Here is a 14,522-nt window from a genome sequence, read left to right as displayed (position 1 = left end):
TGTTGTCTATTGTGCCTCAAGTGACCTGTGTTGCGCTAGTGGCACGTGTTCAACATCCCTCGCCCGCATCCGGTCGGGGTGTCGGTGCGAAAGCGCGTCAGTGTGAAATCACGGCACCGAGAAAGCGCGTCACCGAGAAAGCGCGGCCACGACGGAATCGTTGTACTCACTCCAGAGCGGTTTGGCCCAGGCACCAAAGGGCCGGTCGGTGAGCACCACGCACGCCGCGGTCAACGTGGGGTCCACCCACAGGAATGTCCCGGTCTGACCGAAATGTCCGAAGGTTCCCGGGCTGTTGTGGCTCCCGGTCCAGTGCGGGCTCTTGTGGGACCGGATCTCGTACCCGAGCCCCCAGTCACAGGGCCGGTGTTTGCCATAGCCGGGCACAAAGCCGTCCAGGCCGGGGAACTGCACCGACGTCGCCTCGGCGAACAGCTCGGCGGAGACGAGCTTCGGCGCGAGGAGTTCACCGGCGAACGCGGCGAGGTCGGCAACCGACGACTGTGCCCCGTGTCCGGCCGAACCCTGCAGCGTGGTCGAGGTCATCCCGAGCGGCTCGCACACCGCCTGTGCGAGGTACTCGTCGAACCTGATGTCGGCTTCGGCTTCGATCAGCTCGGCCAGCACCTCGAAGCCGGCACTCGAATAGATACGCTGCTCCCCCGCTGCGGCAACCACCTCGCGACTGCCGAAATCCAGGCCCGAGGCGTGTGCCAGCAGGTGCCGCACCGTCGATCCGGGTGGACCGGCCGGTTGATCGAGTTCGATGGCGCCCTCCTCGATCGCCACCAGCACGGCATGGGCCGCGAGCAACTTGGTCACCGACGCGAGGACGTACACATGCTCGGTGTCGCCGAGCGTTTCGATCACCTTGCCTCCGGACACCACTGCCGCCGAAACCAGGTCCACGGGCCAGTTGTCGAGTTGCTTGAGCATGACGCCCATGCCATCACGCGCAGGGCCCGCGCGGCAACTGACACGGGACCGCACAGCACATGACACAGGGCCGGTGAGTGCGTGCACTCACCGGCCCTGCGCCCGGACGAAACCAGCGATCAGACGGCGCGGTCTTCGTCGGTGAAGCGAATCACGCCGCGAATGTTCTTGCCGTCCAGCATGTCCTGGTAGCCCTCGTTGATCTGGTCGAGGCGGTACTGCCGCGTGACCATGTCATCGAGATTGAGCTTGCCCATCTTGTACATCGAGAGCAGTTGCGGGATATCGATCTTGGGGCTGGCGCCACCGAAGATCGTTCCCTGCAGATTCTTCTGGAGCAGCGTGAGCATCGCGAGGTTGAGCGTGACCTCGTTCTCCATCATGTTGCCCATACCGGTCAGCACGCAGGTGCCGGCCTTGGCCGTGATGCCCATCCAGAGGTCGACGTCCTTGCCGTGCACCTCTCCGACGGTGACGATGACCTTCTTCGCCATCCCGCCTGCGGTGACCTCTGCGATGGTCATCGCGGCCTCTTCGACGCTGGCAAACGCATGGGTCGCACCGAACTTCAGAGCCTGCTCGCGCTTCCACTCGACGGGGTCGATGGCGAACACGTTGCGGGCACCGGAGATCACCGCACCCTGCAGCGCCGCGATACCCACGCCACCGCAGCCGACGATCGCCACGTCTTCACCGGGGCTGACCTTGGCACTATGGGTGGCCGAACCGTAGCCCGTCGGCACACCGCAACCGACCAGGCAGGCGACCTCGAACGGGATCGACGGATCGATCTTCACCACGGAGGTCTCGTGGACGACCATGTACGGAGAGAACGTACCGAGCAGCGTCATCGGGTAGACGTTCTCACCGGCCGCGGTGTGGATCCGGAAGGTGTGGTCCGACACGGCTTCACCCTGCAAGAGCATGGCACCGAAGTCGCACAGGTTGCTCAGGCCCGATCGGCACGACGGACACTTGCCGCACGATGGGATGAAGGACAGCACCACATGGTCACCGACCTCGAAATCGGTGACCCCTTCACCGACCTGTTCGACGACCCCGGCGCCCTCGTGCCCACCGAGCACAGGGAAGCCACCCATCGGGATACCGCCGGTCACCAGATGGTGATCGGAGTGGCACATACCCGCGGCTTCCATGCGGATCTTGACCTCGCTCGGTCGCGGGTCACCGATCTCGATCTCCTCGATCGCCCACTTCTCGTTGAAGTTTCTGAGCAACGCGCCTTTTGTCTTCATCGAACCTCCCAATTCGCGGCACGAGCGTGCCTACCAAGAGCCGCCCGGCTATGACCCCGGAGCGCAACATCTCTTCCCGACAGTGACCGCAGTCACCGTGTTGAGAAAATTGTAACGTGTTTCAGTTTTGAAGCCAGTACCAGTTTTCGCAAGTACTCCGCAGCAGACGAAAAAGAGCCGTGACCAGCCGCTTTGACGCGGCCGAGCACGGCTGAAACGCGCTTGTCGTCGCCCTGCGGACTAGTGCAGCCCGGCGTCCTTGCCGCCGTACTCCTTCCGAAGCGATGGCTTGACCACCTTGCCGGAGGCGTTGCGCGGCAGCTCGTCGATGACGATCATCTCCTTCGGCTGCTTGAACCGCGCGAGGTGCTCGTTCAGGAACCCGATGAGTTCTTCGAACGTGAGCTGCTCCTCCGGCTTGAGCACGACGATCGCCACCGGCACTTCGCCCCAGCGATCATCGGCCCGCCCGACCACGGCAGCCTCGAGGATCTTCGGGTGCGCGAAGAGCGCATTCTCGACCTCGGCGCAGTAGATGTTCTCGCCTCCGGAGATGATCATGTCTTTCTTACGATCGACGACATAGACGAACCCCTCTTCGTCCATTCGCACCAGATCTCCGGAGTGGAACCAGCCACCCGCAAACGCATCCGCCGTCCCCTGCGGGTTCTGCCAGTAGCCCTCCATCATCGTCGGTCCGCGGTAGACGATCTCCCCGACCGAACCCAGGGGAACATCGTTCATCTCCGGATCGACAACGCGCGCTTGCACTGCCGGGATCACCTGACCCACCGAGCCGAGTTTGCGAAGCGCGTCCTTGCCCTCGAGCACGCAGGTGATCGGGCTCATCTCCGTCTGGCCGAAGACGGCCACGTTGATCGCATCCGGGAACGTATCGGACATCGCGTGCAATACGGTGTCCGACGCCGGCGCCGCACCCCACGAGATGACCCGGAGACTCAGGTCCCGAGGCTTCGCCTGCTGCGCGGCACACACGACCTGCCACTGCGCCGGTACCAGGAAGATCGACGTGATCCTCTCGGCCTCGAGAACATCGAGGAGCGATTCGGGATCGAAGGCACCGAGCGGGTGGATGACGGTCCGCACGCCCATGTAGAACAGCGGTGCCATCGAACCGAGCGCCGCGATGTGGAACATCGGGGCCACGCAGGAACCGATGTCGTCGACCTTCGTCTGCAATGCGGTGATACAGGTCAGTGCCTGAGCCTGCATGTTCGCGTGAGAGAGCATGGCGCCCTTGGGGTTACCGGTGGTACCCGAGGTGTACATGATCAGGGCGATGGAGTTCTCGGGGACGTCTATCGCCGGCAGATCGGAGGGGTCCTCGGCAAGGAGGGTTTCGTAGTCGAGCGCGTCCGCCACATCCGAAGGTCCGACGATGATCAGGTTGTCGACACCCGGCGTGCTCGTCCGGACCGCGTCCGCCAGTGGCGCCAGCAGTGACTCGGTGACGATCACCGTGGCACCCGAATCGGCGACCAGGAAGCCGATCTCGGGGGGTGTCATCCGGATGTTGACCGGCACCGCGATGGCACCGATCAGGTTGGCGCCGAGCGTGATCTCGACGTACTCACTGCGATTGAGCATCAGCACCAGGACGCGATCACCGAAACGAACGCCGCGGCGGTACAGGGCTGCGGCGAACGCGGTGGAACGCTCGTCGAGTTGCTTCCAGGAGGTGTCCTGGCCATTGAAGCGCAGGGCGACTTCTTCGGGTTTCATCTCCGCATGACGGCGGATGTGGGTGTTCCAGTTGTTGCGCCGAGACCGGAACGGTTCGGAGACGAGGTGGTCGGATTGAGGCAATGTGGTGCTGGTCATCTTCCGCTTCCTTTTCTGTGACCAACGCCGGGATCGACTTCCGGCGATGATGTTCCGAGTGCTACTGGGATGCAACTGTCTGGTTTTTTCTCTTGCCCGCGAATGCGGCTATCAATGCCACGAATTCGGGTGATTGGAGCAGTTCGGTCTGGCCCTCGGTCTCCAGCTTCAACGCCAACTCGAAACCGGCCATCGTCTGGGCGTCGATCGCCTTCTTGGTGAGCGCCAGCGCCCTCGGTGAGGCCGCCAGCAGTTTGTCCACCACCTGATCTGCCTTGTCCGCCAACGCCTCTGACGGCAGAACCGCGGTTACCAGCCCGTCGGTGTACGCCTGCGTCGCCGGCAGACGTTCACCGAGCAACGCCAACTCGTTCGCACGGGCGCGGCCGACTGCTGCGGCCACCGTCGAGGTGGCGGCGCCGTCGGGCATCAATCCGATGTTCACGAATGCGAGCAGGAAATACGCAGTTTCCGAGGCATAGATGAGGTCGGCCGCGAAAGCGATCGATGCGCCGATACCCACTGCCGCGCCGTCGACCACCGCGACAACCGGAACCTGCAGCGCCCGGATCGAGCGGACGATGTCGGAGCCGGTGTTGATGGTCCGCTCGGCCCGCCCGCGCGCTTCCTCTTCGGACGCCGACGCTTTCGCGGTGGCCATCTCGATGAGATCCGCACCGGTACAGAAGTCCCGGCCGGGAGCCCCGATGACCACCACCCGCACCGCCGGATCTACTGCCCACCCGCCGAGCAACTCGATCAGCGCCGCACTCGTCGCCGAGTCCATCGAGTTCTTGCGGGCAGGCCGATCCACCAGAACGCGCGCAACGCCCCGGTCGTCGACGGATGCAGCAAGGCCCCTGTCCCCTGGAATGCTTGCCACCCTCACCTCAGATTCTCGCAAATGCGATGTAGATCACGTGAATGCACATTAACTTGTCAGATCCCTGCCGGACGCGTCAAGTGTTCGCGAGCGGTTGTCCTCGCTGGTCCACGGGACACGCCCCCTGCACTGCAGATGACCGGCACCTGTCGCTAACATGGATAAATGGCTTCCGCCAACGGACGCGTCAACGACGCCCCCACACCTGCTGCCGTCGCACCGAGAACTCGCCTGCGACCGAAGGACCGCCGCGAACAGATCATTCGTGTCGCCGCCGAGTCGTTCAGCGAACAAGGCTATTTCGCGACCGGTGTCGATCAGATCGCCGGCCAGGTCGGAATCAGCGGTCCCGCTCTGTACCGGCACTTCCCCAACAAGTACGCACTCTTCTCCGAGACGGTCCGCACGCTCGGCACCGACCTCGATCGCGCGATCGCACAGGTGCCGGCCCTCCCTGGCGACCCCGAACGTGAATTGAAACTGCTCATCAGCGAGCTCACCCGCACCACGATCGAGAACCGGTCACGCGGCGCCCTTTACCGTTGGGAGGCGCGATACCTGAATCCAGAAGACCGCCGCCACCTCGGCGAGCTGGTGGGCCGGATGCACGCCCGGTTCGCCGCAATCCTCGATCAGATCCGCCCGGAACTGTCGAAAGGGGGCGTCCCGCAGCCGGGTCGCCTGGCCACCGACGCGCAATACCTCAGCGGCGCCGTGCTCAGCGTCATCGGATCGATCACGACACATCGGGCCTCGTTGCCGCGCAAGCGGATCGAGGCCGTCATTCTCGACGCGTCGCTGAACGTGGCACGCACAGACCTGCCACCCAACGATCCGGTGGCGGCGCCCGTACGCCCGGCCGCAGCAGTCGGACTTCCGATGGCGTCGAAGCGAGAGGCCCTGCTCACCGAGGCGATCCGGCTGATGAGCGCCCGCGGATTCCATGACGTGACGATGGAAGAGATCGGCGCCGCGGTCGGCATGAACCAGTCGGGCGTCTACCGCCACTTCGACACAAAGGTCGCCATGCTGTCGACCGCGTTTTCTCGCGCCAGCGAACGCATCACCGCGAGGATCAGCGATGCCCTCGCCGAGTCCGCAACCCCGGACGAAGCCGTCGAGAAGCTGGTCACAAAGTACGTCGACCTCTCGTTCGCGAACAGCGACCTCCTCAACCTGTACCTGTCAGAGATCGGCAGCGTTCCCGAACCACAGCGGATCGAACTCCGCGATCAGCAGCGTCGCAACGTCGAGGAATGGGCACAGCTCGTCGGCCAGGTCCGCCCTGGGTTGAACCCTGTCGAAGCCCGTTACCTGGTGCACGCCGCCTTCAACACCGTGCTCGACCTGGGTAACTGGGTGCGCTACGACACCCGCCCGGCCACCAGGGAACGTATCGAGGCGGTCATGACCGCGATTCTGCTTCCCAACTCAACACCGAACACCTGACCCGGACCGAGCACCTGACCTGACGCCCGAACCGCTCATCACACGACCTTGAAGTCCGAGATCAGCCACTTCCCGTCCACCCGTTCGAGTGTCACTTTGACCATGGACTGGTACGGGATCCCCTCGGGCAGTTCGGCATCCGTCTGCGGAGACTTGACCGTCTGATCCATCGCCACCAGCACCACCGCGTTGGTCGATGAAATCGATTGGAGGGCGGCCTCTTTGACTTTCGCAGACGCAACCGCCTGCGCGTTGGCGCTACCTTCTCGCGCCTGACGGGACCCCTCGATGAAGTCTTTGGCGAACGTCGGCGTGGAGATGTCGGTGATCCGCGAATCCAGCTCCGCGAAGTTCGCAGAATCGTAGGTCAGCAGGTCGGCGGCATACCGTCCCGCGGCGTCCACGGCACTGGGACGGAGTTCGTTGATCTGGTCAGCATCTGAGGACTGGCTGTCGGCCTCGCGGTACAGATAGGCGAATACACCGGCTGCGACCAGCGCTGCGATCAACAGAACAGAGAGCACCGGGACGGCCCACCGGCCCCCTCGTGGGACCGCTCGATCGGTGTCCTGGGCATCGGAGGTCGCGCCCGTGCCGCGTCCGCGACCGGCCCGACGCGCTTCGCGCGCCGCCTCTTTGGCGCGCTTGGCCTCGGCAGCGGCACGCATCTTGTCGCGATTGCGGCGATTCGCCTCGAGGAACTCCTGCGAATCGAACGGTGACGGATCCGAACGGACATCTGGGGCATTCTCGGTCGCTGCCGGTTCGGTCGCTGCCGGTTCGGTCACCGCCGGTTCGGTCACCGCCGGAGCAGTCGTCGCTGGAACGGTCGCAGGCTTGATCGTCTCCGGCGTGTCGCCGGACTCCCCGTTTCGACCAACCTTCGCTTTCGGACTCATGCCGACAATGTAAGCCCTTCGGCAACCGCCACCACACCGTCTTCGGCACCACCTGCAGCTCACAGATCTCCGAGCTGCAGGTATTCCATCAAATATATGTGATGTGATACTTTCGGCTCGAGTCCGACCGACGATCCAGGAGCATCCGCATGACCACTTTCACTCCCGAACAGGCCGACTTCGCCAAGTCGGTTGCCGACTTCTGCGCCCGCGAGGCCGGCACGCGCGAACAGCGCGATGCGCTCACCGCAGGCGGTACCGAACTCCACTCGGTGGAGCTGTACAAGAAGATGGCCGACCTCGGCTGGGCCGGAATCCTGGTGCCGGAGGAGTACGGCGGTGCCGGCGCCGGGAACATCGAGATGTGCATCCTGCTCGAAGAAGCGATGCGCGGGAACGCTCCGATCGGAGGCATCGGCCCCACCCTGATCACCGCCGCGGCCTACCAGAAGTTCGCCAACGAGCAGATGAAAAAAGAAGTTCTTGCCGACGTTGTTGCGGGCGAGTCACTCTCGATCTCGATGTCCGAGCCCGAAGCGGGTTCCGACGTCGCCGCACTCACGTGCCGCGCCGAGAAGGTCGACGGCGGCTGGGTCATCAACGGCCAGAAGACCTGGTGCTCCAATGCACACTTCGCGAAGAGCATCCTGCTCATCGCCCGTACGGACCGCTCCGGCAAGAAGCACGAAGGCCTGACCCAGTTCCACATCCCAGCCGGCACCGAAGGTCTGGAGATCAGCGGGATCGACACCCTCGGCGGCCGCGAGGTCAACGACCTCTACTTCACGAATGTCCGGGTGCCCGACAGCGCGGTGGTCGGTGAGGTCGGCAACGGCTGGAACCAGCTCATGAGCGGCCTCAACACCGAGCGCCTCATCCTGGCCGCGATGCAACTCGGTGTCGCCGAACGCGCCTTTGCCAACACCCTCGAGTTCGTCAGTGAACGCAAGCAATTCGGCCGTCCGGTCGGTACCTTCCAAGCGCTGCGTCATCGTCTGGCCGATCACGCCACGGAGATCGAGTGCACCAAGCTTCTCGTCTACAGCGTCGCCGCGCAGTCGGATGCGAACCCCAAGAGGATGCTGCCGCGCGAGGCATCGATGGCGAAACTCAAGGCCACCGAGGTCTCGAAGGCGATGACCATCGACGGTATGCAGATGATGGGCGGCTACGGCTACGCAACGGAGTTCGACGCAGAGCGCCTAATGCGAGGTGCGATCATATCTACCGTGTATGGCGGAACCAACGAGATCCAGCGCGACATCATCGGCAAGACCTACGGTCTGTAAGTGCCTTGACGTCCACTCCACGAGCGGTGCTACGCCGGCGACCTCAACTCTCAGAGGAGGTCGCCGGCCACCTTCGTCACCTCATCATGACCGGCGCCATCCGTCCCGGCGAGTTCATCAGGATGGACGAGACTGCCGCTGAACTGCAGGTGAGCGTCACGCCGGTGCGCGAGGCGCTACTGACCCTCCGCGGGGAAGGGATGGTCAACCTCGCGCCGCATCGTGGATATGTGGTCGCCGACCTGACTCGGCAGGACGTCGAGGACATCTTCTGGCTCCAGGGCGTGCTCGCCGTTGAACTCGCCGTCCGGATCTCGAAAACCGTCACCCCGGAGCAACTCGACGAGCTGTCCGGACTGAACGATCAACTCAGGGCCGCCGTCGATTCCGGGCGTCCCGCCGACGTCGCCGCTGCCGAGTTCGAGTTCCATCGCGTCCACAACCGCATCGCCGACGGCGGCAAGCTGGCCTGGTTCCTGCTCAACGCCACTCGCTATACACCCCAAGATCTCTACGCCGGGGATCCGCAGTGGGGCGAGGTCGCCTGCGAGAGTCACACGAAATTGATCGAGGCCTACCGCAACGGCGACCGCGAAGGGGTCGTGACCCAGACCCGGCGCCAGTTCACCGATGGAGCCGAGCGCCTCACCCGCCACCTCGAATCAGTTGGACTGTGGGCGCAAGACCCCGGCACCGGGGCGTCCACCGGGAGCTGAGCACATGCTCGACCACATCTGCTGCTGATCCGGTTCTGCAACCGGACCTTCCGCAGGTGCGCCGATTCTCTATTCTCAGGGCATGCCAGACATATCGGTGCGGGTTCTCGGCGCACTCACCGTCATTCGCGGCGGCGAACCGGTTGCACTCGGTGGGCCACTCCCCCGTGCTCTGCTTGCACGGTTGGTGATGGCCCGGGGCCAGATGGTGCCCGACACGACGTTGATCGATGACCTCTGGGCTGAACGCCCCCCGCGATCGGCCCAACTGACCCTCCAGGGTTATGTGGCCTCCTTGCGCAAGGCACTCGAACCCGATCGAGGACGATCGGCGCCGGCTGTCCTCGTCAGACGAGGCACCGGGTATGCCCTCGCCATCGACCCGCAACACGTCGATGCCGGCAGATTCGAGACACTCGCGGACGCCGGCCGGGAACAGCTTGCCGCAGGGGACGCGGACGCGGCCCGGCACACCCTCGCCGAGGCCCTCGAATTGTGGTGGGGCCCAGCCTATGCCGACGCCGCCAAATGGGAGTTCGCCGCGAACGAAACCGTCCGCCTCGAACGCCTCCGGTATGACGCCCTGGAAGATCACCTGGCCGCGAGGTCGGAGTGCGGTGAGCCCGCCGCGGCCATCGCGGGGCTCGAAGCCATCGTCGCCGCCGACCCGCTCCGGGAACGGGCGTGGGAACTGCTGGCGCTGGCCCAATATCGCGCGGGCAAGCAGGGCGACGCCCTCGCATCCCTGCGTACCGCCCGCGAACACATCGCCGACGAGCTCGGCGCCGATCCCCGCCAGAGCCTGCTCGACCTGCAAAGCGCCATCTTGAACCAGGATTCGTTCCTGATGTCCGGTCAGCCGACCACGCGTGCCGCCACCGACACCCGGTCGGCGCAGAACCCTGAACGCCCCACCGGCAACATCCCGCTGGCACTGACCTCGCTCGTCGGACGCGAGGAGCAGATCAACGACATCACCGGCCTCGTCGCCGAACACCGGCTGGTGACACTCACCGGCCCCGGCGGGATGGGCAAGACCCGGGCCGCCCTCGAAGTCGCCCGCGGTCGTAAAGACGTCGACGGCCCCTGGCTCGCCGAACTCGCCGGCACGCAGACCGCCGACGCCGTGCTCGACACGGTGGTGTCCGCGCTCGGCCTGACACTCAACGGCGGGATCCCGGTCCTGCTGTCGATTCTGCACGATCGCGATTTCCTTCTCGTCCTGGACAATTGCGAACACCTCCTCGATGAGGTCTCGGAATTGGCAACCGCAATCCTGCGCACTTGTCCACGCGTGCGCATCCTGGCAACGAGCCGCGAAGCACTGGGCGTCGCCGGAGAAGTGGTCTTCGACATGCCGCCGCTGGCCGACTCGGCCGACCTGTTCCTCGAACGGGCCGGTTCCGCCGCCGCCGACGCCACCGGAGAGGACATCGAAACACTCTGCAGCGCACTCGATCACATACCGCTGGCAATCGAGCTTGCGGCAGGACAATCCGCCACGCTCTCGGTCCGGCAGATCATCGACATGCTCGACGACCGATTCGCCGTCCTCCGCGGCGGACCCCGGACCAACAAACGGCATGCCACCATGCAGGCGGCCATCGACGGTTCGTTCCAGTCGCTGACCGAGCGCGAACGGCAGTTGTTCTGCGACCTCGCGGTGTTCAACGGTGGGTTCGATCTCGACGCCGCCGCAGCGGTCACCGGGCACCGCGCACTCCTGCGGGATCTGAGCGCACTCATCGACAAGTCGATGCTCAAGGCCATGGGCGGCGATCCCCGGCGGTATCTGATGCTCGAAACCCTTCGCAGTTACGCACAGGTACAACAGGATCAGGAGCGGGCGGAAGCGCTACGCCGGATGCACATCAGCTGGGTCGTATCCGTGGCCACCGATGCCTATCTGGGACTTCGGGGACCGCGGTGTCTGCAATGGACCCGCCGCCTCGACGCCGAGATGGCCAACGTGCGGGCGGCGCTCGACCTCGTCGATCCACACTCGCAGACTTATCTCGAGATTGTCGGCAACGTCTACTGGTTCTGGTATCGGCGTGGGTACGCCGACGAGGGCATGCGAATGCTCGAACCCGCCATCGACGCACCGGCGGACGTCCCGATCGCAACCCGGGCCCGGGCACTCGCCGGTCGCGCGATCCTGAGCTACCTGGGCGCCGATCTCCCGGCGCTGTTCTCTGCACTGACCCGCCTCGGTGAGGTCCACTCCGAGTTCGATCTCACGTCCGAGGATCGCGTGGAGCAGGTCGCCCGCGGTGACGCAGCGGTGACGCTGGCCTTCTTCGAAGCCGGGTCCGGCCTCGTCGATCCGGCCCGGGTCCACGCCGAAGAGGCACTCGCCATCGGGCGCCGATACGACTCACCGTGGACTGTCGCCGAAGCGTTGATGTCGTTGGGCACAGCCGATCTGCGGGACGGCGACCACGATTCGGCGGGCAGGTACCTCGAGGCCGCGGTTGCCGCCGGACACGCCTGCGGATATGACTGGATCGTCGCGTCCGCACTCTGGATCCACTCCAAAAGCGATATCGCGCAGGAGAAGTGGAATGGACCCGCCGAACGCAAACTTGCCCAGATGGTCGGCTACTGCGAACGGGCTTACGACCTGACTTCTTGGATGGTTGCACTGTTCACGTTGGCGTATCCGTTGTTCAGGCGAGGTCTCCACGAACACGCCGGCCGCCTCATCGGAGTGGTCGACAACCTGACCGAACTCACCGGGTATTCCCCGGAAAAGATGGACATAATCGAACTCGCCGCTTTTGGTTCGACCATGCGGTCTGAGATCGATCCGGAGATCCTGGCCCGAGAATCATTGACGGGCAGCACCTTGACCCGCGACGAGATCCGGGAGCTGGTTCACGAATGGGCGGGTTCGACCATCGTCTCGTGATCGCAATCTCGCGGCCGGTGATCTCGCAACTGCCATCTCCTGATTGCCATCTCGCGACTGCCCTGATTGCTCGCCAACTCCCGAGTTCGCGTACCACCAAGCAGATGCTTGTGCGTGGCAATTGCTATCTTTTGCCTTCCTCACAGGTCAGCTTGTTATGATTGACTTCCATCAGAGGCGTGTTCGTGATCGTCGGTCGCAAAATGAGTGGAGAGTCCCGAAGTGGCGAAGAAGCAAGTAGTGGAGTTCATCGACGACCTCGACGGAAAGGTCCTCGAAGAATTCGAGACCGTGCGATGGGGACTCGACGGCAAACAATACGAGTTCGACACATCCCCCAAACATGCTGAGCAATTCCGCCGCGTACTCGCCAAGTACCTGACCGCGTCACGGCGCGTCAACGCCTCCCGCCAGGGCGGACGCGCAGCGGACAAGGTCGAAAAAGCGCCGACGCAAGCGATTAGGGAATGGGCCAAAGAAGAGGGCTACGAGATCAGCGACCGGGGCCGCATTCCCGCCGCGATCATCGAAGCGTACGACGAAGCACACTAGAGGCCCTCACCGCAGCCTCGGCTATTCGCGGGAAATCCCAAGTCAGATCACTCGCGTATCCAAATCAGAACCCGCTTGCCCCGGCCCACGAAGGGTTGGGGCAAGCGTCTATGCAGGCACCTTTATCCAGATCCGATAGTCACAGACTTCTCTCAGGATTCGTCCACCTATCGCGATCTGCGGCCATCCGTCGCATGCCAGATGTCACCTTTTTCGGCCATTCCCCTCGGCTATCGCAAGCGAATGGACAACACATTCACGGCGATTTCTTTCTTCTACTGAAACCATTACCGTAATAGATTGCAGCGCAATCAGAATAGATGACCGTCAGAGTCACGCTATTGAAACAGTCTGGCGACCAGACCATTTCACTCGCCCGACCGCCTTGACGCTCTCAGCGCCACTTGTTGGCAGCGACGCCCCACGGGTCGGCGTACTGACCGGGGGAACCGCGGTAGGGAGATCGGCGGCGCAGTACCACCCGTGCCAACGGCGAGACCGGAGCCACCAGGTGACGCTTCCAGCCGGCTGCGCGCCGGGTGTCGGCCATCAGGTCGTCGAAGGAATGGTTCTCCGAAGTCGAGCACGCGCTGAGAATCCGCTGTATCCATCCAGTCGGTGGCGAACCAGCTGCTGTCGTTGTCCGGATCACCGGGACGTCCTGCCGGAGACCCGCGCAAACCGATCGCCGCAAAGGTTGCTCTGGTGATGTCGGCCTGACGACGTCGATGGGAGTCGTCGCCACCCACGAGGTAGATCGCGGTCGACTCCTCCGTGTCACACGCGTTGGCAAACGCGCCTGCACGATCTTCTCGGCTTCGGCCTTCTGCTCGCCGTACACGTCGACCGGATTGCGGGGAGTCTGCGAGGAGAGCAGGTCGGGCTGCCGGTGTGGGTTGCGAGGGCCGTACACGGCGATGCAGATGCACGATGGCTTGCGGCGCGACCGACTTCAGCAGGTTCTCGACCTCGTCACGACGGGCCGGATCGGCCCAACGAGCTTCTGCCTGTGGGTGTTTCGAGGCCGCTTTCCGGTTGGCGGGCGAGTCGAGGTCGCTCGCGACCACGTGCCGTCCACGGCGGATGAGTTCGGCAACGACCTCCGATCCCACCAGTCCGCATGCCCCGGTCACCAGAATCGTTCCACTGCTCATCCGGGTTCCCCTTGTCCCTCGGTGGCCGATTGTCCTTCGGTGGCCGAAGAGTGGGGCGGGCGGGGCTCGAACCCGCGACCTATGGATTATGAGTCCACGGCTCTAACCAACTGAGCTACCGCCCCAGGTGTGACGGAAAGTCCGCCACAAACCTCGATGATGCTACCGAGTGGCCGACGCCGGCACGCAATCGACCCGCCGTCACCGGCACCCAGGCCGGATCCGGGTACAAAAAAGGTCCAGGTCTCCCGGTTGAGAATCCGGTTGTCCTGGACCTTTGCGCTCCCCCAACTGGACTTGAACCAGTAACCCTTCGATTAACAGTCGAATGCTCTGCCAATTGAGCTATGGGGGAATATCTTGGCCCTGGGGCCGAAAAAGACTTTAGCGCATAGGGGTGGTCGCATGCCAAATCGTGCTGGTGACGGCCCGTTCGGCAACCGGATTCCCCCACTTCGGACACGATCAGGCAGGATGGAGATCCCACCCCCCTGCGGACGCACCGAAGGCGTCCGCTGCGCACTGCACCACGGAGGACTGAGCACCTATGGTTCGATTTCTCGCTGCACTCGGTATCGGCTACGTCCTCGGGGCCAAGGCCGGTCGGAAGCGCTACGAGCAGATCAACCGCGCGT

The 14,522-nt window shown here is 64.0% G+C and carries 11 protein-coding genes, 2 tRNA genes and 1 pseudogene; 5 read left to right on the top strand and 9 right to left on the bottom strand.

Annotation, left to right across the window (positions count from 1 at the left end; all coding sequences use genetic code 11):
- Window positions 1–129 precede the first annotated feature (129 nt).
- The 4 genes from VIQ49_RS07280 to VIQ49_RS07265 form a co-directional block, all read right to left on the bottom strand.
- Complete coding sequence (locus tag VIQ49_RS07280) at window positions 130–945, bottom strand: serine hydrolase domain-containing protein (protein WP_331882560.1); 816 nt, start codon at window positions 943–945, stop codon at window positions 130–132.
- Between the two features lie 110 nt (window positions 946–1,055).
- A complete protein-coding gene (locus VIQ49_RS07275) occupies window positions 1,056–2,192 on the bottom strand; it encodes an NDMA-dependent alcohol dehydrogenase (RefSeq protein WP_331882557.1) in 1,137 nt (378 codons plus the stop codon).
- A 240-nt stretch (window positions 2,193–2,432) separates the two neighbouring features.
- Window positions 2,433–4,034: a fatty-acid--CoA ligase FadD5 gene (gene fadD5, locus VIQ49_RS07270; protein ID WP_331882554.1), complete on the bottom strand. Its 1,602-nt coding sequence runs from the start codon at window positions 4,032–4,034 to the stop codon at window positions 2,433–2,435.
- A 61-nt stretch (window positions 4,035–4,095) separates the two neighbouring features.
- On the bottom strand, window positions 4,096–4,917 hold the full coding sequence (locus VIQ49_RS07265; RefSeq protein ID WP_414731594.1) for an enoyl-CoA hydratase-related protein: 822 nt from the start codon (window positions 4,915–4,917) through the stop codon (window positions 4,096–4,098).
- 165 nt (window positions 4,918–5,082) lie between these two features.
- Here VIQ49_RS07265 and VIQ49_RS07260 point away from each other — a divergent pair, with 165 nt between their 5' ends.
- Window positions 5,083–6,366 carry a TetR/AcrR family transcriptional regulator gene (locus VIQ49_RS07260; RefSeq protein ID WP_331882552.1) on the top strand — a complete coding sequence of 428 codons (1,284 nt, stop codon included), beginning with the start codon at window positions 5,083–5,085 and terminating at the stop codon, window positions 6,364–6,366.
- A gap of 38 nt (window positions 6,367–6,404) precedes the next feature.
- Here VIQ49_RS07260 and VIQ49_RS07255 read toward each other — a convergent pair whose 3' ends face one another.
- Window positions 6,405–7,265 carry a hypothetical protein gene (locus tag VIQ49_RS07255; RefSeq protein WP_331882549.1) on the bottom strand — a complete coding sequence of 287 codons (861 nt, stop codon included), beginning with the start codon at window positions 7,263–7,265 and terminating at the stop codon, window positions 6,405–6,407.
- Window positions 7,266–7,414: 149 nt separating this feature from the next.
- Here VIQ49_RS07255 and VIQ49_RS07250 point away from each other — a divergent pair, with 149 nt between their 5' ends.
- From VIQ49_RS07250 to VIQ49_RS07235, 4 genes are all read left to right on the top strand, one after another.
- Window positions 7,415–8,554 carry an acyl-CoA dehydrogenase family protein gene (locus VIQ49_RS07250; RefSeq protein ID WP_331882547.1) on the top strand — a complete coding sequence of 380 codons (1,140 nt, stop codon included), beginning with the start codon at window positions 7,415–7,417 and terminating at the stop codon, window positions 8,552–8,554.
- Between the two features lie 86 nt (window positions 8,555–8,640).
- Window positions 8,641–9,270, top strand: coding sequence for a GntR family transcriptional regulator (locus VIQ49_RS07245; protein ID WP_331882545.1), 630 nt, complete (start codon window positions 8,641–8,643; stop codon window positions 9,268–9,270).
- Window positions 9,271–9,352: 82 nt separating this feature from the next.
- Window positions 9,353–12,181 (top strand): BTAD domain-containing putative transcriptional regulator, encoded by a 2,829-nt coding sequence (locus tag VIQ49_RS07240; RefSeq protein ID WP_331882541.1) that lies wholly within the window; start codon window positions 9,353–9,355, stop codon window positions 12,179–12,181.
- A gap of 222 nt (window positions 12,182–12,403) precedes the next feature.
- Window positions 12,404–12,733: an Lsr2 family protein gene (locus VIQ49_RS07235; RefSeq protein WP_331882538.1), complete on the top strand. Its 330-nt coding sequence runs from the start codon at window positions 12,404–12,406 to the stop codon at window positions 12,731–12,733.
- A gap of 394 nt (window positions 12,734–13,127) precedes the next feature.
- On the opposite strand, the gene VIQ49_RS07230 is transcribed toward VIQ49_RS07235, so the two are convergent.
- The 4 genes and pseudogenes from VIQ49_RS07230 to VIQ49_RS07215 form a co-directional block, all read right to left on the bottom strand.
- Window positions 13,128–13,283 (bottom strand): hypothetical protein, encoded by a 156-nt coding sequence (locus VIQ49_RS07230; RefSeq protein WP_331882605.1) that lies wholly within the window; start codon window positions 13,281–13,283, stop codon window positions 13,128–13,130.
- 430 nt (window positions 13,284–13,713) lie between these two features.
- Window positions 13,714–13,887: pseudogene (locus VIQ49_RS07225) on the bottom strand (NAD-dependent epimerase/dehydratase family protein); the annotation flags it as partial.
- Between the two features lie 51 nt (window positions 13,888–13,938).
- Window positions 13,939–14,012: transfer RNA gene (locus VIQ49_RS07220), tRNA-Ile, on the bottom strand.
- Between the two features lie 157 nt (window positions 14,013–14,169).
- Window positions 14,170–14,242: transfer RNA gene (locus VIQ49_RS07215), tRNA-Asn, on the bottom strand.
- Window positions 14,243–14,522 lie beyond the last annotated feature (280 nt).

It is taken from the genome of Williamsia sp. (assembly GCF_036566845.1).
Taxonomy (GTDB): domain Bacteria; phylum Actinomycetota; class Actinomycetes; order Mycobacteriales; family Mycobacteriaceae; genus Williamsia.
This window is presented reverse-complemented; position numbering and strand designations above follow the sequence as displayed.

What these genes read in the sequence shown, in the direction of transcription:
- VIQ49_RS07280 (WP_331882560.1), bottom strand. Translation starts at nt 945, where the DNA reads ATGGGCGTCATGCTCAAGCAACTCGACAACTGGCCCGTGGACCTGGTT.
- VIQ49_RS07275 (WP_331882557.1), bottom strand. Translation starts at nt 2,192, where the DNA reads ATGAAGACAAAAGGCGCGTTGCTCAGAAACTTCAACGAGAAGTGGGCG.
- fadD5 (WP_331882554.1), bottom strand. Translation starts at nt 4,034, where the DNA reads ATGACCAGCACCACATTGCCTCAATCCGACCACCTCGTCTCCGAACCG.
- VIQ49_RS07260 (WP_331882552.1), top strand. Translation starts at nt 5,083, where the DNA reads ATGGCTTCCGCCAACGGACGCGTCAACGACGCCCCCACACCTGCTGCC.
- VIQ49_RS07255 (WP_331882549.1), bottom strand. Translation starts at nt 7,265, where the DNA reads ATGAGTCCGAAAGCGAAGGTTGGTCGAAACGGGGAGTCCGGCGACACG.
- VIQ49_RS07250 (WP_331882547.1), top strand. Translation starts at nt 7,415, where the DNA reads ATGACCACTTTCACTCCCGAACAGGCCGACTTCGCCAAGTCGGTTGCC.
- VIQ49_RS07245 (WP_331882545.1), top strand. Translation starts at nt 8,641, where the DNA reads ATGACCGGCGCCATCCGTCCCGGCGAGTTCATCAGGATGGACGAGACT.
- VIQ49_RS07240 (WP_331882541.1), top strand. Translation starts at nt 9,353, where the DNA reads ATGCCAGACATATCGGTGCGGGTTCTCGGCGCACTCACCGTCATTCGC.
- VIQ49_RS07230 (WP_331882605.1), bottom strand. Translation starts at nt 13,283, where the DNA reads ATGGCCGACACCCGGCGCGCAGCCGGCTGGAAGCGTCACCTGGTGGCT.